The sequence below is a fragment of the Methylobacterium sp. J-026 genome (assembly GCF_022829585.1).
Classification (GTDB): Bacteria; Pseudomonadota; Alphaproteobacteria; order Rhizobiales; family Beijerinckiaceae; genus Methylobacterium.
The window spans coordinates 144,287-168,634 of sequence record NZ_JAKSYC010000069.1 but is presented as its reverse complement, the minus strand read 5'-3'; the positions used below and the strand labels follow the sequence as shown (position 1 = coordinate 168,634).

Sequence of the window (24,348 nt, the reverse complement as noted above, 5' to 3'; positions counted from 1 at the left end):
AGCTCGCCGACGATCCCGCCCGCCCGCACCGCGATCCCGACCTCCGGGACCCGGAAGACGCCGCTCTCGATGTAGTACATCTCGTGGGCGGGATCGCCCGCACGGAACACGGTCTCGTCCGCCCCGAAGGCCCGCTCCGTCCCGAACGGGCGCAGCCAGCCGAGGGACAGGTCCCCCGCGGCGGCTTTCCACGCGTCGCCGACCAGACGGAACATCTGCCACAGCCGGTAGATGTTGAACGGGATCTCGAACAGTTCCGTGAGGACGACCGGCATGCTGCCGATGAGGGTCCCGTAGGTCACCAGGGCGAAGCTCGCGGAGAGACCGATGATCCGCAGGGGTATCATCGTGGTCATCGCCGTCGACAGGATCACCAGGGCCGTGCCGAGATAACCGATCCCCTCGATCCAATCCATGCCCGCCCCGCCGAACCGATTGCGCGGCCCAGGTAACGTAGGGCGCATCGCTTTCGCAAGACGATCTGCGCGGCGACGCGGCCCGCAGACAGGATTGCGTCAGATGACGTCGCCCGTAACACTCGGGCGTTTCATGACTTGAACGCCCTGGAAGAGGCGCTCGCTTGTCAGTTTGAGAAAATAGAAGCCGAATTCGGGGTTCTGATAGTAGAGTTGCTTGACGTCGGAATAGGTCACGCACAAGGCGTGGCCGGGCTCGGTGCAGATCAGGGAGGCGGTGCGCGTGTTGCCCGGCGACAGCAGGCCCAGCTCGCCGACGATCCCGCCCGCGCGCACCTCGATGCCAACCTCGGGGATCCGGAACGCGCCGCTCTCGACGTAATACATCTCGTCCGCGGTATCGCCCTTCCGGAAAACGACTTCGCCGGTGCCGAACGGGCGGCGCGAACCGAACGGGCGCAGCCATTCGAGGGACAGGTCGCCGTCGGCGGCGGTCTCGACGTCGCGGACGAGGCGCAGCATCTGCCAGAGCCGATAGGCGTTGAAGGGCATCTGGATCAACTCGGTGAGCACCACCGGCATGCTGCCGATCAGCGATCCGTAGATGATCACCGCGCAGCTCGCGCAGAGGGAGATGATCCGTAAGGGGATCATCGTGCTCATGGCGGTGGCCGAGATCGTCAGTGCCGTGCCGAGGTAGCCGATCGCCTCGATCCAATCCATGGTCGTCCCCCTTGCCGATGGCTCGGGGGATGCCCGTCCGCTGGATCGCCCGCAAGCCGCCCGGGTGTCCGGGCGGTGCGTAGGCCTCAGGCCGTGCCCGGGCGGAGACGCGCGGCGACCGCCTCGGCGGCCCGCGACCCCTCAGCATAGGCGCCCCCGACGGTGCCCCATTGCTCCCGGGAGAGCGCCTCCCCGGCGAACCAGACCGTGTCGCCCACGGGCGCGTGCAGGCTCTGCCGGGCCGGCGCGTGGCCCGGCGGGACCACGGCCCAGGAGCCCCGGGACCACGGGTCGTGGCGCCACGCGCTCACCGCCGGGATGGTCAGGTCGCGCAGGCGTGCCGCCCCGAACAGATTGCCCAGGACCGCCCGGACGTGCCGGCGGACCCCGTCCGCCCCGGCCCCGGCGGCGTCCAGGGCCGCGGCCTCGTGCAGGTCGAGTTCGTAGTAATGGAACGGCGTGCCGTCGATGCGGGTGAGCAGGCCCGGGGGCGTGTGGCGCCTCCCGTGGATCGCCGCCAGACGGTCGCGGCCGCGGAACGGGCTCGACGGCCAGTGCAGCACCGCGTGCTCGTAGATCCCGGTGGTGAAGCCGTCGATGGCGGCACGCACGGCATTCGGCAGCGGCGGGGTGAAGGCCGGCCCGTCGCGCAGCACCATCATCGGCACGGTGACGATCACCGCCCGCGCCCGGTATTCCCGGCCGCCGGCGGTGGTCAGGCGGACGCGGCGGTCCGACCAGTCGACCCGCGTCACCGCGGTCCCCAGCGCCACCGGCAGCCCGTCGGCGAGGCGGGCCAGATAGCTGCCGTAGCCGTCGGCGAGGAAGAAGTTGTCGCTGTACTCCATGCTGGGGAAGTCCTGGAGGGAGACCTCGCCCAGCGGCCGGCCCGAGACCAAGCCGTGGACCTGCGCCACCCGGGCGCCCCAGGGGCCGAGGCCCGGCGGCAGGGCGCGCGCGGCCGGACGGTCGGCCCCGGGCTGCGCGGCGCCGCGGGTCATCGCGTGGTCCGCGCGGGCGAAGGCCCGGGCGTTGGCGCGGACCTCGTCGCTCCGTCCCGGCCGGCGCCCGACCCAGACATGGCTGTCCTGCGCCGCCCGGCGCAGGCGCTCGCCGCGGGCCCGGCCCAGGGCCACCAGGGGGTTGATCGGTCCGGCATGGAGCCAGTGGGCGCCGAGGTCGAGGGCGTGGCCGCGCAGCGTCACCGTCAGGGCGCGGCCGCCGACCCGGTCCCGGGCCTCCAGCACCGCCACCGCCACTCCCCGGGCCGCGAGCGTCCGCGCCGCGCCGATCCCCGCCGCCCCGGCCCCGATCACCAGCACCTCCGGATCGTCCGGCAGCGGCGCGAGCCGGGGCCGGTAGGCGGGCGCGCGGGGCGGGTCGGCGCTGCGATCCCCGGCCGCCCGCGGATCCGGCGAGACCCCTCGCCCCGCATCCTGTCGCCTCTGGTCCTGCACGTGCGCTCCCCGTCCCTCACCCGCGCTGCTTCACCCGCAGCCTTGCGCCGCCGGCCGCACCGCTCCACATCCGCCGGCGCCGCGCCCGGCGGCGACCGGAACCCGCACCCGATGCTCGTCGAGTCCGCGACGGCGGCTTTGCGCCAGACCTTCTCGCCCCCGATGCGGGCGATCCTCTGGAAATCCCTTGGCCTGACGCTCGGGCTCTTGGTCCTGGTCTGGCTCGGCCTGACCCGGCTGGTCCAGGCGTTCCAGGCGAGCCATCACATCTCGTCCCAGTACCCGATCCTCGACAGCCTCGCCTACTACCTGGCGGGTTTCGGCCTGTTCGTGGTGCTCGCCTACCTGATGCCGGCGGTCTCGATCCTGGTGGCGGGCTTCTTCCTCGACGACGCGGCCGAGATCGTCGAGCGGACGGATTTCCCCGGGGAGCCGCCGGGCCGGGCCATGCCGTTCGGCACCGCGATGCTCTACACGGTCCGCTTCGCCGGGGTGGCGCTGCTCGTCAACCTCGCGGCTCTGGTGATCTTCTTCGTCCCGGTGATCGGGATCGCGGCCTTCTTCGCCGCCAACGCCTATCTGCTCGCCCGCGAGTATTTCGAGATGGCGGCGGCCCGGTTCCGGCCCCTGCCCGAGGCGGCCGCCATGCGCCGCGCCTTCTCGGTCCGGACGCTCGGTGCCGGCTGCCTGCTCTCGGCGCTGATGGTTGTGCCGATCCTCAACCTGCTAACGCCGCTCTTCGGGATCGCCCTGATGGTCCACCTGCACAAGCGCCTCAGCCGGGACCTGCGCCTGGCCGGCCCGCGCACCGCGTAGACGGCACTGCGGCAAAGCCCGCTCTGGCGGGCGCTGCCGTTGACCGCTACCGTCGCGGCGGCGTCTGCGGGCGCCGGGCGGAGAGCCGAGCGATGATGGCCCAGGACGCGGCGCGCGACGTACCCCCGCCCCCCGGCATAGTCCCGTTCCTCCTGGTCGGCCTCGTCGGCGTCGGGCTGCTGGCCTGGGGCGCCTACGGCCACTGGCAGCGGGACGTGGCGGCGACGGCGACGCTGGAGCGGATCACGACCCTCGTCCCGCAGGTGCGCACGGTCGCGGCCGAGCGGGCGGCGGGGCCGATCGATCTCGTGCTCCCGGGGGAGATGCAGGCCTTCACCACGGCGGCGATCGCGGCCCGGGCGACCGGTTACATTGCCGAGCGCCGGGTCGATATCGGATCGCGGATCAAGGCCGGAGACCTGCTCCTGCGGATCGCCGCCCCGGATCTCGACCAGCAGCTCGCCCAGGCCGAGGCGCAGGTCGGCCAGCTGAAGGCGCAACTCCTGCAGGCGCAGGCGCAGGTCGAGCAGGCCCGCGCCAACGTGAACCTCGCCAACCTCACCAACAACCGGACCACGACGCTTGCGGTGCAGGGCTGGGCCTCCCGGCAGAACGCCGACACGTCGCAGGCCGGCGTCCTCTCGCAGGCGGCGACCCTGGCGGCCGCGGAGGCCGGCGTGAAGGTGGCGACCGCCAACATCAAGTCGCAGGACGCCGTGGTCGACCGGCTGAAGGCGCTTGCGGCGTTCGAGCGGGTGGTCGCGCCCTTCGACGGGGTCGTCACGACCCGCAACGTCGATGTCGGCGATCTCGTCCGGGCCGACAACGGCGGCACGCCGCTCCTGAGCATCGATCAGGACAGCACCCTGCGCATCACCGTGAACGTGCCGCAGAACGACGCGGTCGGGGTCAAGCCCGGCGTCAAGGCGGTGATCACGGTGCCGCAGCTCCCGGGCCGGTCCTTCGACGGCTTCGTGGAGCGCAGCTCCGTCGCCCTGGATGCCGCCTCGCGCACCCTGACCACGCAGGTGGACGTGCCCAATCCCGACCGAGTGCTGCGGGCTGGGCTCTACGCCTACGTGACCCTGAAGATCCCGCGCACCGAGCCTGCGGTCTCGGTGCCCGCGGAGGCGACGGTGTTCAACAGCAAGGGGCTCCAGGTCGCCCAGGTCGGCGACGACGACCGGGTGACGTGGCGGACCGTCAAGGTGCGGCGCGATCTCGGACGCACGATCGAGCTCGAATCCGGCCTCTCGGCCGACAGCCGCATCGTCTACAGCCCGCCCCCGGAACTCCGCGACGGCCAGGCGATCGAGCGGCTGAAACCGGCGCCGGAGCCCACGCCGATGCGTTCGGCCCAGCGCTGACCGGTCCGGGAACCGTCAATTCACCCGGACGACGAGCTTCATCTTGGGATGAATGCCGCACAGAACCTGGAAGGTGCCGCGCTCGGTGAAGGTGATCGGCGTGCGGCTGCCCGGTTCCTGATCCCCGGAATCAAAGTTGAACGTGTCGGACTCGACGAAGACGTGGTGCAGCAGATCGCTGTCGTCGTTGACGAACGTGACGACTTCGCCGCGGGCGACCGCGAGGTTGTCGGGATGGAACATCCGGCCCTTCTGGGACACCGCGATGGCGGAGGCCTGGAGCCGATCGGTGATCAGCAATCCGCAGGTCGCGCCCAATGCCAGGGCCAGCACCGCCGGGAGCGCGGCGCGCCAATTCAAGCTTGAAACGATCCGGGATTCGGAGGCGGACATGTGATCCCTCGGTTTCCGGATGCCATGATCGCACAGATTTCCTTGAGAAATCATTTTCCGAAGCTGGATTTTGTATGCGATCGAGCGATATTCGCGCATCGACCGGTATTCGCACGCGCCACGGAATCGAATTGCCAGGGCTGCGAACTAAGTGCCTCTTAACATGTTGCAACTACAGATCGTTGCACGTGTGGCGCGGCGGCCGGTGCGATGCAAGACCCCGAGACGGCTCAGGAGGACAGGTCCCCGATGAGGCCGTCAGGTATCGCGCGTGGGATGCTGGGGTTCTTCACCACCGTCCGGGGCCGGATCTTCGTCGCCTTCCTGAGCATGAGCCTGCTGTCGGGCGCCCTCGGGCTCTACGCGGTTGTCGCGATCGCGCACATCGGCACTCTGGTCAATCGGACCTACGACGAGTCGCTGATGTCCATCAATTACGCCCGGGCGACCGCGGCCGATTTCGCCAAGATGCGCACGGCCTTCGCCCGGCGGATGCACCTGCGCGGCGAGGCCGAGACGGCCAAATTGAACGCCGAGATCGCCGATCTGTCGACGACGCTGGCCGAGGATCTGACGATCGCGGTGGAGCGGTCCCAGTCCGACCGGGCGGTGCGGACCGCGGGCGCGGTCCAGGCGGCGGTCTCTGCCTGGGAGGAGATGCGCCGCGCCCTGGATCCCGCCACGGCCCGCCCCGAGCGTTGGGACGCCCTGGATCAGCAGGCCAGCGTGGTCGATAGCCAGATCGACATGCTCGTCAACTACACGGCCGGCGACGGCTTCACGTTCCGGCAGGCGGCGCGCACGCTGGTGGTCCGGGAGATGCGCGTCAACGCCATCGCGGCGGCCCTGGCGACCGTCGTCTGCGCGCTGGTCGCCTGGCTGCTGAACCGGCGCATTACCGGACCGCTGGCCGCGGCCTCGCGCGCCGCGGAGCGCATCGCCAGCGGCCGCCTCGACGATCGCATCCCCGCGGGGGGCCGCGACGAGCTCGGCAGCCTGCTGCGGTCGATGGCGGTGATGCGCGACAACATCCACGCGATGATGGCCCGCGAGGTCAGCCAGCGCCGCCGCGCCGAGTCCCTGGTCACGGACGCGCTCCAGACCTCCCGCGAGGGCGTGGTCGTCGTCGACGCTGCCGGCCGGATCGCCCTCGCCAATGCCCAGGCCCAGCGCTTCTTCGAAGGGCTGGGTGAGGCCATCGAAGCCGGGGTCTCGGTCTGGGGCCATGCCGGCGGCCCGGAGACCGGCGCACCGGAAACGCTCGGGGATTGCTTCCGGGCCCTGGCCCGCGACGGCGATATCCGGCTGGCGGACGGGCGATGGCTGCGGGTGAGCCGCAGCGCCACCCAGCAGGGCGGCTTCATCGCGGTGTGCAGCGACATCAGCCTGCTGAAGGAGCAAGAGGATCGGCTGACCGAGACCAACCTCCGCCTCGACGCCGCCCTCGACAACATGTCCCAGGGGCTGTGCCTCTACGACGCGCAGGATCGCCTGATGGTGGTCAACCGGCGCTACAGCGAGATCTACGGGTTGCCCAGCCAGGCGGTCGCGCCCGGGATGAGCGCCGTCGAGGTCATGAACGCCAGCCTCCTGGCCGGCAACCATCCGGGTTGTGACATCGAGACGTTGCTGCGCCAGCAGCGCGAGGCCTTCCACGGGGGAGCCTGGCACACGCATTTCCAGGAATTGTGCAACGGGCGCATCGTGGCGATCGAGCGGCGCAAGACCGCCGATGGCGGCTTCGTGGCCACCTACGAGGACGTCACCGAGCGGCGGCACGCCGAGGCCCGCATCGCCTTTCTGGCCCATCACGACATGCTCACCGGCCTGCCGAACCGGATCGCCCTCGGCCAGCAGATCGAGATGGCGGTCGCCCAGGCGGGGCGCGACCACGGCTTCGCGGTCTTCGCCATCGATCTCGACGATTTCCGGCCGGTCAACGAGACCCTGGGGCACGGGGTCGGGGACGAGTTGCTCGCCGCGGTGGCGAACCGGCTCACCGCCTGCGTGCGCGAGATCGACTGCGTCGCCCGCCTCGGCGCCGACGAGTTCATCGTCATCCAGCGCGGCATCGACCGGCCGGAGGATGCCGCGGTGCTCGCCCGGCGCATCATCGAGGTGGTGGGCGCGCCCTACAGCCTGAGCAGCCACGAGATCAGCGTCGGGCTGACCATCGGGATCACCCTCGCGCCGAGCGACGGGACGAGCTGCGAAAAGCTCCTGAAGAACGCCGAGGTCGCCCTCGACCGCGGCAAGACCGAGGCGCGGGGCTCGTTCCGGTTCTTCGAGCCCGAGATGGATGCCCGCCTCCAGGCGCGGCGGATCCTGGAGCGGGACCTGCGCGACGCCCTCGCCCGGGAAGCGTTCGAGGTCTACTACCAGCCGATCTACAGCCTCGATGCCGACCGAGTCTGCGGATTCGAGGCCCTGCTGCGCTGGAACCACCCGGTCCGCGGCTTCATCTCGCCGGCCGAGTTCATCCCGATCGCAGAGGAACTCGGCCTGATCGTGCCGCTCGGCGAGTGGGTGCTGCGCCGGGCCTGCGAGGAGGCCGCCCGCTGGCCGGACGGCCTGAAGGTCGCAGTGAACGTCTCGGCGGTTCAGTTCACCTCTGCGAGCCTCGTGAACGTGGTGCGAGAGGCCCTGCGGCGGACCGGCCTGCCCGGCCGGCGGCTGGAGCTGGAGATCACCGAATCGGTCCTGGTTGCCAATCCCGGCGCCGCCACGGCGGTCCTCCACAGCCTCAAGGCGCTGGGCGTGCGCGTCGCCATGGACGATTTCGGAACCGGCTACTCGTCGCTCAGCTACCTGCGCAGCTTCCCCTTCGACAAGATCAAGATCGACCAGTCGTTCGTGCGCGATCTCTGCATCAAGGACGGGACGGACTTCATCGTCCGGGCGGTGATCGGGCTGGGCGCGAGCCTCGGCATGACCACCACCGCCGAGGGCGTGGAGACCGAGGCGCAGCTCGCCCGGTTGCGCGCCGAGGGCTGCGACGAAGTCCAGGGCTACCTGTTCAGCCGCCCGGTCCCCGTCTCGGAGGTCGCCGCCGTGATCAGCCGCTGGAACGGCGCCAGCCGGGCGATCGCGTGAGGACGGAGCGGGGGGCGGATTCGCGCTCCGCGTTTGGGGTCATCGCGTGGCCGGCGGCTATGCCAGTCCAGAAGGGTCGCGCGCCTACCCTCCCCCGCACAGGGAGGAGGGAGACGTGGATTCCCTGTCCTACTCCGCCGCGTCGAGGCGCGGGGCCTCCACGTGGCTGCGCTCAGCCTTCACCAGCTCCGCCGTGCGGAACGCCACCTCCAGGGCCTGCTCGGCGTTGAGGCGCGGGTCGCAGTAGGTGTGGTAGCGGTCCTGCAGGTCGTCGGCCGTCAGGGCCCGGGCGCCGCCGGTGCACTCGGTCACGTCCTTGCCGGTCATCTCCAGGTGGATGCCGCCGGCGATCGTGCCCTCGGCCCGGTGGACGCCGAAGAAGCCCTCGATCTCCTGCATCACCCGCTCGAACGGCCGGGTCTTGTAGCGGCCCGCCGCCACGGTGTTGCCGTGCATCGGATCGCAGATCCACACCACCGTGCGGCCCTCCCGCTCGACGGCGCGGATCAGGGCCGGCAGGTGCTCGCCGACCTTGTCGGCCCCGAAGCGGCAGATCAGGCTCAGGCGTCCCGGCTCGTTCTCCGGGTTGAGCAGGTCGATCAGCCGGATCAGCCCGTCCGCTTTCATGGACGGGCCGCATTTCAGGCCGATCGGGTTCCGGATGCCGCGGGCGTACTCGACATGGGCATGGTCCGGCTGCCGGGTCCGGTCGCCGATCCAGAGCATGTGCCCGGAGGTCGCGTACCAGTCGCCGGTGGTCGAATCGACGCGGGTCAGCGCCTCCTCGTAGCCGAGCAGCAGGGCCTCGTGGCTGGTGTAGAAATCGGTGGTCCGCACCTCCGGATGGGTCTCCGGGTTGATGCCGATGGCGCGCATGAAGTCGAGGGCGTCGGTCATCCGGCCGGCCACGTCCTGGTAGCGCGAGGATTGCGGCGAATCCTTCACGAAGCCCAGCATCCAGCGATGCGCGTTCTCCAGATTGGCGTAACCGCCGGTGGCGAAGGCGCGCAGCAGGTTCAGGGTCGCGGCCGATTGCCGGTAGGCTTCGAGCTGGCGCCGGGGATCCGGGATCCGGGCCTCCTCCGAGAAGCCGATGCCGTTGACGATGTCGCCCCGGTAGCTCGGCAGGCTCACGCCCTCGAGGGTCTCGGTGGGCGAGGAGCGCGGCTTGGCGAACTGCCCGGCGATGCGCCCGACCTTCACCACCGGCGAGCCGCCCGCGAAGGTCAGCACCATCGCCATCTGCAGGAACACCCGGAAGAAGTCGCGGATGTTGTCGGCGGAATGCTCGTCGAAGCTCTCGGCGCAGTCGCCGCCTTGGAGGAGGAACGCCTGGCCCGCGGAAACGCGCGCCAGGGCCGCCTTCAGCTTGCGGGCCTCACCGGCAAAGACCAGCGGCGGAAAGCTCGCGATCTGCGACTCGACGGCACCCAGGGCGGCCGTGTCCGGATAGGCGGGGACCTGCTCGATCGGCAGGTGTCTCCAGCTCTTCGGTGTCCAACGCTCGCCCATGGCCTCTCTCCGCGCACCTTTCGTGCGACCGCGCTTCGCGCGAAGCGCGGCTTATAGAGAGGTTCCCCTGGGCTGACGAGTGTCGGAATGCGAGGGGCTGGCGCGCCCCGGCCTCAGGCCTCGCCGTCCTCGACCTCGATTCCATGCTCGGCGAGGATCCAGAAGATCGCTTCCAGATCCTCCGCGGAGACGTCCCTGGGCGGCAGGGCCTCCTCCAGATCGTCGTAGGTCAGGCAGCGGCTGCGCTGGGCCTCCGCCTTGGCGAGCAACTGATCGATGGCGCGGCGGATGTCGGGGGGCAGCGCCTCGTGGCTCGGGGGTCGGTGGAAGGCCGGGCGCAGGGCGTCCGCCAGCAGGCCATCGATGATGGCCTGCCGCCGCGCGTGCGCGTCGTCCTCGCCGCGTCCCTTGCCTGCGCCCTGCTTGCCCATCCCCCTGATATGGCTCGGTCGGGCACGGCGTCGAGGCCCCGGGGGGTGGAGAGCCCTCAGCCGACGCCGACCGGATGCTTGGTGACCTCCGGAACCCGCATCGTCACCAGTTCCTCGGCCGCCGTCGGGTGGACCGCGATGGTCCGGTCGAAATCGGCCTTGGTGGCGCCCAGGGTCACCGCGATGCCCACCGCCTGGATCACCTCGCCGGCATCGTGGCCGAAGATATGGACGCCCACCACCCGGTCGGTGGCGCAATCGACGATCACCTTCATCAGGATCCGCTCCTCGCGGCCCGACAGCGTCGCCTTCATCGGGCGAAAGCGTGCCTTGTAGACGTCGATCGTCCCGTAGACCTCGCGGGCGGCGGCCTCGCTGTGGCCGACGACGCCGATCTCGGGGGTCGAGAACACCGCTGTTGGGATCAGGCGGTGATCCACGCAGGTCGGCCTGCCGCCGTAGACCGTGTCGGCGAAGGCGTGGCCCTCGCGGATCGCCACCGGGGTCAGGTTGGCGCGGTTGGTGACGTCGCCGACCGCGTAGATCGACGGGACCTTGGTCTGCGAATAGGCATCCACCGGGATCGCCCCGGCGGCGTCGAGGTCGATCCCGACCCGGTCCAGGCCGAGGCCGCCGACGTTGGGCCGCCGGCCGGTGGCGACCAGCACCTGATCGGCCAGGATCTCGCTGCCGTCGTCGAGGCGTGCGCACAGGCCGCCCTCCCGCCGCTCGATGCCCAGGAGGGTGCGGCCGAGCCGCAGGTCCATCCGGTGGCCGTAGGCCTCGGCGAGGGCGTCGCGGACCTCGTCGTCGAAGCCGCGCAGCAGCCTGTCGCCCCGGTGCAGCAGGGTCGTGGCGCTCCCGAGCGCCGCGAACACGCCGGCGAACTCCACCGCGATGTAGCCGCCGCCGATCACCAGGATGCGCTCCGGCAGGCTCTCCAGCTCGAACACCTCGTTCGAGGTGATCGCCAGTTCGATGCCGGGCACCGCGGGCTCCTTCACCGGATGGGCACCGACCGCGACCAGGATCCGCTCTGCCCGGACCGTCCGGTCCGACGCGACCAGACGCACCGTGTGCGGATCCACGATCACCGCCCGCTCCGGCACGATCTCGACGCCGGCCCGGATCAGGTTGGCGTCGTAGATCCCTTCGAGGCGGGTGACCTCGGCGTCCCGGCGGCGCTTGAGGGTGGCCCAATCGAAGTGCGGCGTCCCCACCGTCCAGCCGAAGCCGGCGGCGTCCGCGAACTCGTCGGCGAAGCGTCCGGCATAGACCATCAGCTTCTTCGGGACGCAGCCGCGGATCACGCAGGTGCCCCCGACCCGGTATTCCTCGGCCAGCATCACCCGGGCGCCGTAGCCCGCCGCGATCCGCGCCGCGCGCACGCCCCCGGAGCCGCCGCCGATGACGAAGAGGTCGGTGTCGAAATCGCTCATGCGGATCCGTCCCTCCCGGGGCTCGTCTCGGCGCGGGTCCGGGCCGCCTCGCGCAGCCACGAGATGGCAGCGCCGAGGCCCGCCGTCCACCACGCCGCCCAGCCGTTATGCTCCACGAAGGCGATGGCCGCCGCCCCGGCCACGAGGGCGAGCGCCGTTGCCCGGTCCGGCTGCGGCAGCCGGGCGATGCGGGCGAGCATCAGCATGAGGGTCAGCGCCGCGAGCACCGCGCCGGGCAGGCCCAGCTCGACCCACACCTGGAGGAAGCTGTTGTGCGGATGCCCGACCCCGAGGAGCACCCGCATCTCGGGGGGCACCGCCTGCGCCGCGGGCGTCTCGGCGAAACGCGCGCTCGTGCCGAAGCCCGCCCCGCGCCAGGGATCGGCCGCCACGGCGGCGCCGAAGCTGCGGGCGATGGCGACCCGCGCCCGGGAGGAGGATTGCACCAGGCGCTCATGGGCCGCCTCCGGCATGGTGCGGGCGAGGAGGTCGCCCTCCACCGGGGCCAGCGCCACGGCGAGGCCGAGGCCGAGGCCCGCGAGGCCGATGCCGGCGCGCCGGGGCAGCAGGCGGGTCACCGCGAACAATGCGGCGCCGGCGAGCAGGCCGAGTTGGGCGGCGCCGCTGATCGAGCGCAGCACGCCGAGGGCCGCGAAGGCCAGCGTCGCGACCGCGAGGCCGCGGGTGCGCCCGCGCCACAGGACCAGCGCGAGGGGGCCGGCCACGAGATCCAGGGTCAGGGCCGGACGGTTGTGCACGAAGGCGGCGGCCCGGTGCCCCAGGGCCCGCTCCAGGGCCAGACCGGCCGCTAGATCCCCCGCGATCACCAGGCCGGCCAGCGCGATCGCCGCAACCCCGAGCCGGGGCGCGAAGGGCGGGATCCGCCCCGGCGCCAGACAGGCCAGGAGGTAGGCCCCCGCCAGCGCCGGCAGGAACTCGCCCGCCACCCGCAGGGACGCGGCCGGGACCGGGCTCCAGGCGAGCGAGACGAGGCCCCAGGCCAGGAAGGCGAGCGCCGCCCCGGCCAGCGGATCGGCGAGCGGCGTGAGGATCCGGCGCGCCAGACCGTGGCGGTCCTCCACCGCGCGCCCGGCCAGGAAGGCGAGCGCCGCCAGCCCGACCACCAGCGGGCTCGACCGGTTGGCCAGCACCATCGCGAGCGGCATGGCGGCGAGGAGGACCCCGCCCGCCGCGTAGAGGCGGCCGGCCGCGCTCATGGTGCGGTCGTCACGATGATCCGCGTGGGAGCGGATTCCGTCACTGCATCTGGTGCCCGCGCTTGCCCATCTCGGCGCGGACGCGGACCATCACGTATTCCGACACGTCCTGGGTCCAGTCCTGCATCTCCTGGACCATCTCGTCGAGGAGCTGCGGCTGCGCCTCCACGTAGTGCTTGCCGGCGGGCGAGCGGAAGAAGGTCGCGATCTCCTTCAGCTCGGCCTCCGAGAATTTCGACGCGTAGGTGCGCGCCGCGATGTCGATCATGCGCTGCTTCTGCAGCTCCATCTCGGGTTGCAGCGACACCAGAACCTCGTCGAGGTCCTTGGCGAGCTCCGGCCGGGTCACCGTCTGCTTGCGGATCTGGTCGGCGAAGGCCGGCAGCACCGAATCGAACGAGCGGGCGATGCCGGAAGAGAGCATCACCTCCCGGGCGAGCGCGAGGTGGCTCGGGGTGAAGGCCGATGCCGGCGTGTTGGCGGCCGGGGTCGCGGGCTGTGCCGCCGGCTTGGCGGGCGCGGGCTTCTGGGCGAGGGCCGCGGAGGGGAGCGCCAGGAGCGCGAGGCCGAGCGCGGCGGTGAGGCGTCGGGACATGCTGGACTTTCTTGCGAGGATGGCCGGCGAGGAGAGCGGCGCCTCAGGCGAGGCTGCCGAGAACGGTGATGTCGGCCCGCCCGTCCCGGGCGGCCGCCAGGATCGCCGCGTCGGCGATGCCGAGGAACAGGCCGTGCTCGACGACGCCCGGCACCGCCCAGAGCGCGGCGCCGAGGGCCTCGGGATCGGGGATCGCGCCGAGATGCGCGTCGAGGATGTGGTGGCCGCCATCGGTGACGAGCGGCGCGCCGTCGGGCTGGCGGCGCAGCCGGACCGCGCCCGTGCAGCCTGCACCCGCGACGGCGGCCTCGACGGCCCGATGGGTGGCGGCGAGGCCGAAGGGGTTGACCTCGATCGGCAGCGGGAAGGCGCCGAGCCGCGCCACCCGCTTGGCCGCGTCGGCGATCACCACCATGCGGCGGCTCGCGCAGGCGACGATCTTCTCCCGCAGGAGCGCCGCGCCGCCGCCCTTGATCAGGCGCAGCTGGTCGTCGACCTCGTCGGCGCCGTCGATGGTCAGGTCGAGCTCCGGCTGCTCGTCGAGGGTCGCGAGGCGGATGCCGAGGCCCTGGGCCTGGGCGCGCGTCGCCTCCGAGGTCGGCACGCCGAGGATGTCGAGCCCGTCGCGGACCCGCTCGCCGAGCAGCGCCACGAAGGCCGCGGCGGTGGATCCGGTGCCGAGGCCGAGCCGCATCCCGGGCTCGACGAGGTCGAGGGCGCGCGCCGCCGCGGCCCGGCGCAGGTCCGGGCCGCTCACCGGGGGAGCGCCCGGGCGGCGCGGTGGAGGGAGAGGGCGCACGTCACGGCGCATGTCATCGGGGGCCGGCCTTTCCGCCAAGATCGCGCGGCCCCTAGCACGGGACCGGGCCGACCGGAACGGCCGGGCCGCGCATGCCGCGTCACGGGCGCACGCCCTGCGCGGGCGTGGCGCTGGCCCCGGCCCGGCCAGGCGCGGGGCCGGTCAGCGGTGCGTCGGAGGCGCCCTCGGCTCCGGGCTTGCCCTGCTGGGTGCAGACGACCTGCTCCTTCTTCACCAGCACGAAGCAGATGCTCATCTCGCCGGTCCGGTAATTGACCCGGAACACGCCGGCCTCGCGGGTGTGCCGGCTCGCCACCAGCCCGTATTCCGACGGGGTCTGGGGGCCGGCCCCCTCGCCGGCTCCGAAGCAGACCGTCTGGCCGATGCCGCCGGCCGATTCCTGAAGCCCGTACTGGCAGGACGTGACCTCGCCGGTCACCTTGTCGACCCGGTACATGCGGTTCAGGTCGGTCTGCGGCGCGGGCACGAACTCGTAGGACGTCGCGGCCGCCGGCAGGATCCGGAGCGTCGCACAGGCGGCGAGGAGGGGCAGGGACGGTTTCATCGCGGGTTCCGGGACGGGGACGCGCAGCCTTCGCTGGGCTTTCGGGCGAGTGTGGGGCGCCGCGTGCGCCGATCGCCGCGTGGGCTATAGACTCTCCCGGTTGGCAGACTCTTCCGGTCAGCACGTGCCGATGACGGGGTGCGGCAGGCCCCGCGCGCGCATGGGCTGCAAAATCCACACGGCGTCGCCGGACATGGGCAACGGTCGGGCCGACGAGCGCGCCCTTCGGGCCTTCGACCCCACCGTCAGGCCCGCCGGATGGCTCCGCTTCCAAACCGCACATCTACACGGACAAGGAGGTATGTCGCGCTATCCCGAGGCCGCTATGCGGACGTCGCAGCCCAGTCGGGAGCGGTGGTCCGGCCCGTCCCACGCCGGCCGGCGATGTCTGGTCTCGGCGGGCCCCGGCGGCGGAGCAGGCAGGCCCGATGCCCGGCAGATGGCTGATGCAATCGGTGCGTGCGCAGCCGACATAATCCAGTACTTCCGCGTGCATTTCTGCCGCTTGTCATACAACGTGGCTCCGTGAGCACGCCGTATTATTTCTATCGCTCAGGTTAAACAGCTATTTATACAAGGAACGATTAATCATCACTTGGCCGGAGACGCCGTCTTTGTCGGATTCTTAAGCGGGGCCCGGCATCCTGGGGGCACCTTGGACGAGCAGGCTCGGGAACACGCGATGCTGAACGGTGACAGTCTGGGCCGGAGCGAGGGGCCGACGGCGCGGATGGGTTCGGTGACCTCGATCGACGGGTCGAAGGTCCACCTCGAACTCGCCGGACAGAACGGCCGTCCCCTCGTCCGGGCCACGGTGGGCAATTTCGTCCGGATCGAGGCCGGCTCCGCCCTGCTGATCGGCATCATCACGACCCTGTCGTCGGGCAACGACCATGCCCGCCAGCCCGGCGCCTACGCGAGCATCGACCTTCTCGGCGAGATCCTGTCGGACGAGGGGGTGAAGCGGTTCCGCCGCGGCGTTACCTGCTATCCCGCCATCGGCGACGCGGTCGAGCTGCTGCCGCCGGGCGACCTGCGGATCCTCTATCAGGTCGCCTCCGCCAACATGGCCGCCGTGGGTGCGCTGTACCAGGATCCGGACACGCCGGCCTGTATCAAGGTCGAGGATCTGCTGACGAAGCACTTCGCCGTGCTCGGCACGACCGGCGTCGGCAAATCCAGCGGCGTGGCGGTCATCCTCGACCAGGTGATGCGCGCGCAGCAGGCGGTGCGCATCTTCCTGCTGGACGTGCACAACGAGTACGCGGCCTGTTTCGGTGAGCATGCGAGCGTCATCAGCCCCCGCACCCTCAAGCTGCCGTTCTGGCTGTTCAACCTCGAGGAGATCGCCGACGTGGTCTACGGCGGCCGGTCGCCCGTCGACGAGGAGATCGAGATCCTCGCGGAGGTCATCCCCCTCGCGAAGAGCAAGTACGCGCAATACAAGGAGGCGAGCGACCGGCAGGTCGTGAAGCGCACCATCGGCAAGGGCTCGGGCTTCACCGTCGACACCCCCGTCCCGTACATGCTGCAGGACCTGATCGCGCTGATCGACGAGCGGATGGGCCGCCTGGAGAACCGCGTTGGCCGGATGCACTACCACCGGCTGATCACCCGGATCGAGGCGATCCGCAACGATCCGCGCTACGGCTTCATGTTCGAGAACGCCAATGTCGGCGGCGACATGATGGGCGAGATCCTGGGCCACCTGTTCCGGCTCGATCCGGACGGGCGCCCGATGACGATCATGCAGCTTGCCGGGCTTCCCATGGAGGTCGTGGACGCCGTCGTCTGCGTGCTGTGCCGGCTGGCCTTCGAGTTCGGCATCTGGAGCGAGGGCGCGATCCCGCTGCTGTTCGTCTGCGAGGAGGCGCACCGCTTCGCCTCGGCCGACCGGTCCGTGGGCTTCACCCCGACGCGCCGCGCCCTGTCGCGGATCGCCCGCGAGGGGCGCAAGCACGGCGTCTATCTCGGCCTCGTGACGCAGCGGCCGGCGGAACTCGACGCGACGATCATGTCCCAGTGCAGCACCCTGTTCGCCATGCGGATGACCAACGACCGCGATCAGGCCTTCCTCGCCGCGGCGGTGTCCGATGCCGTGAACCTGCTCACCTTCGTGCCGTCCCTGGGCACCGGCGAGGTCATCGCCTTCGGCGAGGGCGTGCCCATGCCCGTGCGGATGAAGTTCACCCCCCTGCCCCCGGACCGTCAGCCGCGCAACGACATGAGCGGACGCGTCTCGGAGCATGGTGGGGCGATCGCCGGCGCGGCGTTCGTCGGCGCCGTGGTCGAGCGCTGGCGCGGCGCCACCATGAGCAAGGTCAGCGGTCTCGAAGCGGATCCCTCCGCCACCGGACGCCTCGCCCGTGAGCCCGGTGCGGAAGGCGGTCACGGCGCCGCCCTCGACCAGGTGCATCGCAGGCTGCTCCGGCGTCCCCTCGAAGCCGGTGACACCCCCGGCGAGGTCGGCCTCCGCGCGGCCAAGACGCTCTGGCAGCAGGGCTGACGTGACCGCATCCACCGCCCGCTATCGCCAGAGCCTGCTCGAAGCCGCCATTCAGGCCCTTCCGGTCGGTGTCGTGGTCCATGACGAGCAGGGTCAGTGTATCCTGGCCAACGCCGCGGCCCGTGCCCTCGGGCCGCGTGCCGTCGATGAGCTCTCGGACAGCGCCCTGGCGAGCCCGGCTGCGGCGATCGTCGAGGCGATCGGCGAGCACGTCGTCGAGGCGCAGGCACATCCGGTCGTGACCGAGGGGGCGACCTACACGCTCACCACCCTCACCGAGGTCACGCACCACCACGCGATGCAGCGGGAGCTGATCGCCAGGGCGTTCATCGACGCCCTGACGGGACTGCCCAACCGGACGATGTTCGAGCAGAGCATCGAGGAACTGATCGTCGAGGCGGGGCCCGGCGACCGCTTCGCCCTGGCCTTCATCGACCTCGACAACTTCAAGCACATCAACGACTATTACAGTCACGCCGCGGGCGACGCCCTGCTGCGCAAGGTCGCCGACCGGATCCGCGGCGCCCTGCGTCCGAGCGACATGCTCGCGCGCATCGGCGGCGACGAGTTCGTGCTGCTGCTCAACCCGGTCACCGACCGGGACGCGATCCTGGCGGCGGTGCTCGACATCTCGGAGCGCCTGAAGCAGCCGTTCTTCATCGACGACCACGAAATCTTCGCCTCCGCGTCGATCGGCCTGAGCCTGTTTCCGGAGCACGGGACGACCTACGAGGTCCTGCGCCGCCAGGCCGACAACGCCATGTACCGGGTGAAGGGCGGCGTGAAGGGCGGCGTCAGCGTCTTCGAGGAGACGATGAGCCACGCCGCCACCGCCCGCATGGCGGTGGAGCAGCGCCTGCGCCTGGCGATCCGCGACCGGTGCTTCTGCTGCGCCTTCCAGCCGAAGGTCGACATGCGCACCCACGCGGTGGTGGGCGTCGAGGTGCTGCTGCGGTGGCGGGACGAACTCGGGATGATCCAGGCGCCGGGCGACTTCATCGAGCTGGCCATCGAGCTCGGACTGATCAACGAGATCACCCTGCAGGTCCTGAGCGAGACCGTGCGGACCATGCCCGACATCGACGAGGTGTTCGGGCCGGAGGTGACGGTGAGCCTGAACATCGCCGCCAAGCAGGCCTGCGACGTGCCGTTCATGTCAGCCTTCTGCGACGCCCTGGGCGCGACGGGTCTGGCGGGCCGTTTCGTGCTGGAACTCACCGAGGAGGCGTTCTTCACCAAGGGCCGGTTCCAGCGCGAGGTGCTGCCGCGCATCCGGGCCATCGGCGCGCGGGTCTCCATCGACGATTTCGGCGTCGGCTACTCGTCGCTCGCCGCGCTGGCGGAGATCACCGCCGACGAATTGAAGATCGACCGCTCGTTCATCACCGACATCGACAAGCGGCCGCGCAGCCAGATCGTCCTGAAGGCGATCGAGTCGCTCGGGCTGGCCCTCGGCATGTCGGTGGTGGCCGAGGGCGTCGAGACCTTCGAGGAGGTCGCTTACCTGCTAGGCGCGACCCAGATCCGCTGCGCGCAGGGCTTCTACTACGCCAAGCCGCTGCTGATCGAGCAGATCCTGAAGGCGGACCAGCGGGTGTCGGCGCCGCGCGCGGCCGTCGCCCAGAGCCGCGGTTCGGATTTCCGCTCACCGAGCCTGCTGAGGCGGGCCTAGCACACCAGGGGACTCGCTGCGGTCGTTCCATCGGACGGCCGCGCCCGCGCGACCGCGACGCCGCGGTCGGGTCCGGCGAACGCAACCACCAGGGCAGCGCGACGATCCGCACGGCCCTGGGTGGGTCTGTCCATATCGGAAGAAGAATTGGGAAAACTGGAGCGGGCGAAGGGATTCGAACCCTCGACCCCAACCTTGGCAAGGTTGTGCTCTACCCCTGAGCTACACCCGCTCACTAGTGCCGCGCCGCCTGGACTTTCGTGCCGGCGGCCCCGGCGGCGCTCTCTAAACACCATTCCGCCGGGCGACGCAAGCGTCTCTTTTGCCCGCTCAGGACGATTCACCAGTTCGGGTCCGGCGGGAGGCTCCGGCGGATCTCGTTCAGGCGGGCGCGGGTGCCGCGGGTCGTCCCCTCGGGGAGCGCATCCGCCGGAAAGAACGCGCAGGCGGCGATCTCCCGGTCGGGTGCCTTCGGACCCAGCACCGTGAAGGCCGGCAGGACGAACAGCGCCACGTGATCGCGCGGCGCAGCCACGACGTTCCGAAAAAGGCCGAGCAGGCGCGGCGGCGCGTCCGGGACGATCTCCGCCTCCTCGCGGAACTCGCGGATGATCGCCTCGGCCGCGGTCTCGCCCCGCTCGACGCCGCCCCCCGGCAGGTGCCAGCCGCTGACATAGGTGTGGCGCACCAGGGCCACGCGGCCCTGCGGGTCGATGGCGACCCCGCGGACGCCCAGGGTCATCCCCCTTGTCGCGAGGGCCCCGAGGTGAAACAGGCGCCGCAGCAGCCGCCGGTCGAGGAGCATGACGATCGCCGCCGCCCGGATCAGACGACGTCGAGGGTGATCGCGCCGAGGCCGGCGATCGAGGCCACCATGCGCTGGCCACGCTCGACCGGACCGACGCCGGACGGGGTGCCGGTGAAGATGAGATCCCCCGGTTGGAGCGCGAAGTATCCCGAGAGATAGGCGATCTGCTCGGCCACCGACCAGATCATGTCGCCGAGGTCGCCCCTCTGCCGGGTCTCGCCGTCCACCGACAGGGTGATCGGGCCCCGCGCCGGGTGGCCGATCAGCGACACCGGGTGCAGGAGACCGATCGGTCCGGATCCGTCAGCCGCCTTGGCGGTATCCCAGGGGCGCGACAGCTTCTTGGCCTCGTCCTGGACGTCGCGCCGGGTCATGTCGAGGCCGATCGCGTAGCCGTAGACGTGGTCCAGGGCGCTCTCGGCCGGAATGTCGCTGCCGCCCTCGGCGAGCGCGGCGACCAGCTCGACCTCGAAATGGTAGTTGCTGGTCTTGGACGGATAGGGGTGGGCCGTCGGCTCGGAGCCCACGATCTGCAGGGCATCGGCGGGCTTCATGAAGAAGAACGGCGGCTCGCGGTCCGGATCGGCGCCCATCTCGCGGGCATGGGCGGCGTAGTTGCGCCCCACGCAATAGACGCGGCGGACGGGGAAGAGATCGCCGCTGCCGGCGACCGGGAGCGCGATGCGGGGCGGGTTCTGGATGACGGAGAGCATCTCAGCCTCTGCGGTGGAACGTCCGGGGGTCGGGCATGGAGAGACCCGGGATCGACGCGACCGTTGTAAGGTCCATGGTGCCGCGCGCCATACTGTCGGTTGCCGTTCGCGCCCTCTGGTCTACAAAATCTTCGCGATGATCCCGACCGCGACCGCCCACGACACCCTCCTCGCCGCGCTCCGCGACGGACTCGGCCCGCGCCACGTGCTCACCGAGCCGGAGGATCTGGCGCCCTATCTGGTCGAGAGCCGGAAGCTGTTCACGGGCACGGCCCTGGCGGTGCTGCGGCCCGGCTGCACCGCGGAGGTGGCGTTCGCCCTGCGTGCCTGCACGCAGGCGGGCCTGCCGGTGGTGCCGCTCGGCGGCAATACCGGGCTCACCGGTGCCGGGATCCCGCAGGGTGGATTCGTCCTGTCCCTGGAACGGATGACGCGCCTGCGCGCCGTCGACCCGGTGGACGCCACCATCACCGTGGAGGCCGGGATGATCCTCCAGGACGTCCAGGACGCCGCGGAGGCCGCCGGTCTGCTGTTCCCGCTTTCCTATGCGTCGCGCGGCTCGGCCCGGATCGGCGGCGGGATCGCCACCAATGCCGGCGGCATCGCCGTCCTGGCCTACGGCAATGCCCGGGATCTCGTCCTCGGACTGGAGGTCGTCCTGGCGGACGGCCGGGTGTGGAACGGCCTGAGAGCCCTGCGCAAGGACAATGCCGGCTACGACCTGAAGCAGCTGTTCATCGGCTCGGAGGGGACCCTCGGCATCGTCACCGCGGCGGTGCTGAAGCTGTTCCCGCGGCCGCGCGCCACGAGCGTCGCCTTCGTGGGGCTGGATTCGGCCCGCGCCGCCCTCGACCTGTTCGTGGCCCTGCGGGGCCGGATGGACCGGGACCTGACGGCGTTCGAGTACCTGCCGCCCTTCGCGCTGGAGATCGTCCTGCGCCATGTCCCGGGTACGGTCCCGCCGCTCGCGGGCACGCACGGCGCCTACGCGCTGATCGAGGTCGCCTCGGCCCGCCCGGACGCGGACGTGCGGGGTGCGCTGGAATCGGCGCTCGGCGCGGCGCTGGAGGACGGGCTGATCGCCGATGCCACGATCGGCGCGAGCGGCGCGCAGAACGACGCTCTCTGGCGGCTGCGCGAGGGCGTCCCCGAGGCGCAGACTCGCGAGGGTGCCTCGATCAAGCACGACGTGTCGGTCCCCCTGTCGCGCCTGCCCGAGTTCCTGGAGCGGGCCGGCGCGGCCTGCACGGCGGCGATGCCGGGCCTGCGCCCCTGCGGCTTCGGCCATTTCGGGGACGGCAACATCCACTTCAACCTGTCGCAGCCCGTCGGCATGGCGCCCGCGGACTTCCTGGCCGAATGGGGCCGGTTCAACCGCATCGTTCACGACATCGTGCACGGGCTCGGCGGCTCCATCGCGGCCGAGCACGGTGTCGGTCTGATCAAGCGCGACGAACTCGAACGCTACGGCGATCCGGTTGGCCTCGACCTGATGCGCAGGCTCAAGGAAGCCCTCGACCCGCAGCACCTCCTCAACCCTGGAAAGGTCATCGCCGGGCGCACCCGCGAACCGGACTCCCAGGGATGAGGATTTTGTGCAGCGCGCCATAATTCGGCACCGAGGCCGGTGCAGGACAGCCACGCCCCGCCGCCATCCGCGGCGCCGGCCCGTCGCGTTAAGCCCCTGCTAACGCGGCGGACACACCCTTCTCGACAACGGCGCGGACCGGTGCGTCGGAGCCCGGCATAGCAATTGCTCTGGACTCTTCCTATCTCGCAGATGCGAGATCGACTGACGAACCGTCAACGACAGGCTGTATCACACCCATCTGGAGATCGACGGAATGCCTACCTCACTGGCCCGCGTGCAGACCACGGAAGCGAGCCGCTACCTGCAGCAGCTCTGCCGGCACTGGAGCCACAAGTTCAAGGTCGAGGCGACCCCCGAGCACGGCACCGTGCCGTTCGGCGAGGATCGCGTCTGCACCTTCGACGCCGAGCCGGACGCCCTCGTGATGCGCATCGACAGTTCCGATCCGGTGAACCTCACCCGGCTGGAGAATGTCGTGGCCGATCACCTGGCCCGCTTCGCCTTCCGCGAGAGCCTCGGCGACATCCGCTGGTCGCGCGCGGCCTGATCGGCCGCCCGCCCCGTCGCCCCGCCTGATCGCGCCGCTGGCGTACCCCTTGCAGGGGTCGCCGGCCGATGCGACGGGGACTGGCTGATGGAGCGACGCAGGCTGCTCGGAGGCGCCGGGGCCCTGATGGCCGCCTCCCTGGCGCGGCCGGCGCTGGTCCGGGCGGCCTCGGCCACGACGCTGCGCTTCGTGCCCTACGCCGATCTGGCGCTGCTCGATCCGATCATCACCACCAACTACGTCACGCGCACCCATGCGCTGATGGTCTTCGACACCCTCTACAGCCTCGATGCCGCCTATCGCGCCCAGCCGCAGATGGTCGCCGGGCACGCGGTGGCAGAAGACGGGCTGACGTGGCGCCTGACGCTGCGGGACGGCCTGCGCTTCCACGACGGAACCCCGGTCCTCGGCCGCGACGTGGTGGCGAGCCTGGCGCGCTGGTCCAAGCGCGATGCCTATGGCGGCGCCCTGTTCGCCGCGGTGGACGAGCTGTCCGCCCCCTCCGACACGGTGGTGCAGTTCCGGCTCAACCGGCCCTTCCCGCTGCTGCCGGACGCCCTGGCGAAGCCGACCTCCTACATCCCGGTGATCATGCCCGAGCGGCTGAGCACCACCCCCGCCACGCAGGCGGTGCCCGAGATCGTCGGCAGCGGGCCGTACCGCTACGTCGCCGCCGAGCGGGTGCCCGGCGCGCTCAACGTCTATCAGCGCTTCGCGGATTACCGGCCCCGCCTGGAGGGCCGCCCGAGCTTCACGGCCGGTCCGCGGATCGCGCATTTCGATCGCGTTGAGTGGCGCACCATCCCGGACGGCGCCACCGCCGCGGGCGCCCTGCGCTCCGGCGAGGTCGATTGGTGGGAGCAGCCCCTGGTCGATCTCGTCCCCGACCTGATGCGGCAGCCGTCCCTGCGGGTGGAGCTGGTGGAGACCGCCGGCCTGATCGGCCAGATCCGCCTCAATCACACGCTGCCGCCCTTCGACAACCCGGCGATCAGCCATGCCCTGCTCACGGCCATCGACCAGACCGAGATGATGGATGCGGTCGCCGGCAGCGATCCGTCGATCCGGCGCGGCCCGGTGGGTGTCTTCACCCCCGGCGGCCCGATGGCCTCGGAGGCCGGGATCGCGGTGCTCACCGGGCCGCGCGACCTCGACGCGGCGAAGCAGGCTTTGTCCGCGGCGGGCTATCGCGGGGAGCGGGTCGTCCTGCTCTCCGGCACGGACGTGCCGCGGATCAACGCGCTCTGCGAGGTAATGGCCGAGCTCTGCCGCAAGCTCGGGATGAACCTCGAATTGGTGTCCACCGACTGGGGCACGGTGAACCAGCGGATCCTGAGCCCGAAGCCCCTCGATCAGGGCGGATGGTCGATGTTCGGCATCTTCTCCGGCGGCCTCGATCACCTCTCGCCGGCCTACCATCTGGCGATCCGCGGCAATGGCCGGGCCGGCATCCCGAGCTGGCTCACCGACGCGCCCCTGGAGGCCTTGCGCGCCGATTGGTTCGCGGCGCCGGACCTCGCGGCTCAGAAAGCGCTGGCGGCCCGGATCCAGGCCCGGGTCCTCGCGGTCGGCGCGTATCTCCCCTGCGGCCAGTATTTTCAGCCGACCGCCTATCGGCGCGACCTGGAGGGCATGCTGACCGGCCTGCCGCTGTTCTGGAACCTGCGCCGCTCGGCCTGACGGGGACA

General features: G+C 71.1%; 21 protein-coding genes and 1 tRNA gene. 8 read left to right on the top strand and 14 right to left on the bottom strand.

All coding sequences use genetic code 11. From position 1 onward, the window contains the following. From MKK69_RS07655 to MKK69_RS07645, 3 genes are all read right to left on the bottom strand, one after another. On the bottom strand, positions 1-416 hold a 416-nt coding region (locus tag MKK69_RS07655), incomplete at its 3' end, for a Crp/Fnr family transcriptional regulator (protein WP_243967167.1). 99 nt (positions 417-515) lie between these two features. Further along, positions 516-1,139 (bottom strand): Crp/Fnr family transcriptional regulator, encoded by a 624-nt coding sequence (locus MKK69_RS07650; protein ID WP_243967166.1) that lies wholly within the window; start codon positions 1,137-1,139, stop codon positions 516-518. An 86-nt stretch (positions 1,140-1,225) separates the two neighbouring features. After that, positions 1,226-2,461, bottom strand: coding sequence for a flavin monoamine oxidase family protein (locus MKK69_RS07645; protein ID WP_243967182.1), 1,236 nt, complete (start codon positions 2,459-2,461; stop codon positions 1,226-1,228). Positions 2,462-2,707: 246 nt separating this feature from the next. On the opposite strand from MKK69_RS07645, the gene MKK69_RS07640 reads away from it, so the two are divergent. Together MKK69_RS07640 and MKK69_RS07635 are read left to right on the top strand one after the other, a co-directional pair. Next, on the top strand, positions 2,708-3,412 hold the full coding sequence (locus MKK69_RS07640; RefSeq protein ID WP_243967165.1) for a sulfate transporter family protein: 705 nt from the start codon (positions 2,708-2,710) through the stop codon (positions 3,410-3,412). Positions 3,413-3,504: 92 nt separating this feature from the next. After that, positions 3,505-4,779 carry an efflux RND transporter periplasmic adaptor subunit gene (locus tag MKK69_RS07635; protein WP_243967164.1) on the top strand — a complete coding sequence of 425 codons (1,275 nt, stop codon included), beginning with the start codon at positions 3,505-3,507 and terminating at the stop codon, positions 4,777-4,779. Positions 4,780-4,794: 15 nt separating this feature from the next. On the opposite strand, the gene MKK69_RS07630 is transcribed toward MKK69_RS07635, so the two are convergent. Continuing rightward, positions 4,795-5,271 carry a plastocyanin/azurin family copper-binding protein gene (locus MKK69_RS07630; RefSeq protein ID WP_243967163.1) on the bottom strand — a complete coding sequence of 159 codons (477 nt, stop codon included), beginning with the start codon at positions 5,269-5,271 and terminating at the stop codon, positions 4,795-4,797. A gap of 150 nt (positions 5,272-5,421) precedes the next feature. Between MKK69_RS07630 and MKK69_RS07625 the strand changes: the two genes are divergently transcribed. Next, complete coding sequence (locus tag MKK69_RS07625; protein WP_243967162.1) at positions 5,422-8,265, top strand: EAL domain-containing protein; 2,844 nt, start codon at positions 5,422-5,424, stop codon at positions 8,263-8,265. A gap of 129 nt (positions 8,266-8,394) precedes the next feature. Here MKK69_RS07625 and MKK69_RS07620 read toward each other — a convergent pair whose 3' ends face one another. The 7 genes from MKK69_RS07620 to MKK69_RS07590 form a co-directional block, all read right to left on the bottom strand. Further along, positions 8,395-9,777: a class II 3-deoxy-7-phosphoheptulonate synthase gene (locus MKK69_RS07620; RefSeq protein WP_243967161.1), complete on the bottom strand. Its 1,383-nt coding sequence runs from the start codon at positions 9,775-9,777 to the stop codon at positions 8,395-8,397. A gap of 113 nt (positions 9,778-9,890) precedes the next feature. Then, on the bottom strand, positions 9,891-10,208 hold the full coding sequence (locus MKK69_RS07615) for an RNA polymerase sigma factor region1.1 domain-containing protein (protein ID WP_243967160.1): 318 nt from the start codon (positions 10,206-10,208) through the stop codon (positions 9,891-9,893). 56 nt (positions 10,209-10,264) lie between these two features. Then, positions 10,265-11,647 (bottom strand): glutathione-disulfide reductase, encoded by a 1,383-nt coding sequence (gene gor, locus MKK69_RS07610; RefSeq protein WP_243967159.1) that lies wholly within the window; start codon positions 11,645-11,647, stop codon positions 10,265-10,267. Next, on the bottom strand, positions 11,644-12,864 hold the full coding sequence (locus tag MKK69_RS07605) for an O-antigen ligase family protein (protein WP_243967158.1): 1,221 nt from the start codon (positions 12,862-12,864) through the stop codon (positions 11,644-11,646). The genes gor and MKK69_RS07605 overlap by 4 nt, the downstream gene beginning before the upstream one ends. 40 nt (positions 12,865-12,904) lie before the next feature. Then, positions 12,905-13,459 carry a DUF2059 domain-containing protein gene (locus MKK69_RS07600; RefSeq protein WP_243967156.1) on the bottom strand — a complete coding sequence of 185 codons (555 nt, stop codon included), beginning with the start codon at positions 13,457-13,459 and terminating at the stop codon, positions 12,905-12,907. Between the two features lie 43 nt (positions 13,460-13,502). Continuing rightward, the gene (rpiA, locus tag MKK69_RS07595; protein WP_243967155.1) at positions 13,503-14,216 is read right to left on the bottom strand and encodes a ribose-5-phosphate isomerase RpiA; all 714 of its coding nucleotides are present in this window, start codon (positions 14,214-14,216) and stop codon (positions 13,503-13,505) included. A gap of 142 nt (positions 14,217-14,358) precedes the next feature. Further along, positions 14,359-14,823, bottom strand: a complete 465-nt coding sequence (locus tag MKK69_RS07590) for a hypothetical protein (protein WP_243967154.1) — start codon at positions 14,821-14,823, stop codon at positions 14,359-14,361. A 682-nt stretch (positions 14,824-15,505) separates the two neighbouring features. On the opposite strand from MKK69_RS07590, the gene MKK69_RS07585 reads away from it, so the two are divergent. Next, entirely contained in the window at positions 15,506-17,329 is a 1,824-nt protein-coding gene (locus MKK69_RS07585) for an ATP-binding protein (RefSeq protein ID WP_243967153.1), read from the top strand. Between the two features lies 1 nt (position 17,330). Then, complete coding sequence (locus MKK69_RS07580) at positions 17,331-19,001, top strand: putative bifunctional diguanylate cyclase/phosphodiesterase (RefSeq protein WP_243967152.1); 1,671 nt, start codon at positions 17,331-17,333, stop codon at positions 18,999-19,001. Positions 19,002-19,158: 157 nt separating this feature from the next. On the opposite strand, the gene MKK69_RS07575 is transcribed toward MKK69_RS07580, so the two are convergent. The 3 genes from MKK69_RS07575 to MKK69_RS07565 all read right to left on the bottom strand — a co-directional run bounded on the left by MKK69_RS07575 (position 19,159) and on the right by MKK69_RS07565 (position 20,522). Further along, positions 19,159-19,233, bottom strand: a tRNA-Gly gene (locus tag MKK69_RS07575). A 108-nt stretch (positions 19,234-19,341) separates the two neighbouring features. Then, the gene (locus MKK69_RS07570) at positions 19,342-19,806 is read right to left on the bottom strand and encodes an NUDIX domain-containing protein (protein ID WP_243967151.1); all 465 of its coding nucleotides are present in this window, start codon (positions 19,804-19,806) and stop codon (positions 19,342-19,344) included. A gap of 20 nt (positions 19,807-19,826) precedes the next feature. Further along, positions 19,827-20,522 carry a fumarylacetoacetate hydrolase family protein gene (locus MKK69_RS07565; RefSeq protein ID WP_243967150.1) on the bottom strand — a complete coding sequence of 232 codons (696 nt, stop codon included), beginning with the start codon at positions 20,520-20,522 and terminating at the stop codon, positions 19,827-19,829. Between the two features lie 136 nt (positions 20,523-20,658). Between MKK69_RS07565 and MKK69_RS07560 the strand changes: the two genes are divergently transcribed. From MKK69_RS07560 to MKK69_RS07550, 3 genes are all read left to right on the top strand, one after another. Further along, on the top strand, positions 20,659-22,110 hold the full coding sequence (locus MKK69_RS07560) for an FAD-binding oxidoreductase (protein WP_243967149.1): 1,452 nt from the start codon (positions 20,659-20,661) through the stop codon (positions 22,108-22,110). Positions 22,111-22,366: 256 nt separating this feature from the next. Beyond that, on the top strand, positions 22,367-22,660 hold the full coding sequence (locus tag MKK69_RS07555; protein WP_243967148.1) for a DUF2218 domain-containing protein: 294 nt from the start codon (positions 22,367-22,369) through the stop codon (positions 22,658-22,660). Between the two features lie 87 nt (positions 22,661-22,747). Further along, on the top strand, positions 22,748-24,340 hold the full coding sequence (locus tag MKK69_RS07550; RefSeq protein ID WP_243967146.1) for an ABC transporter substrate-binding protein: 1,593 nt from the start codon (positions 22,748-22,750) through the stop codon (positions 24,338-24,340). The last annotated feature ends 8 nt before the right edge of the window (positions 24,341-24,348 follow it).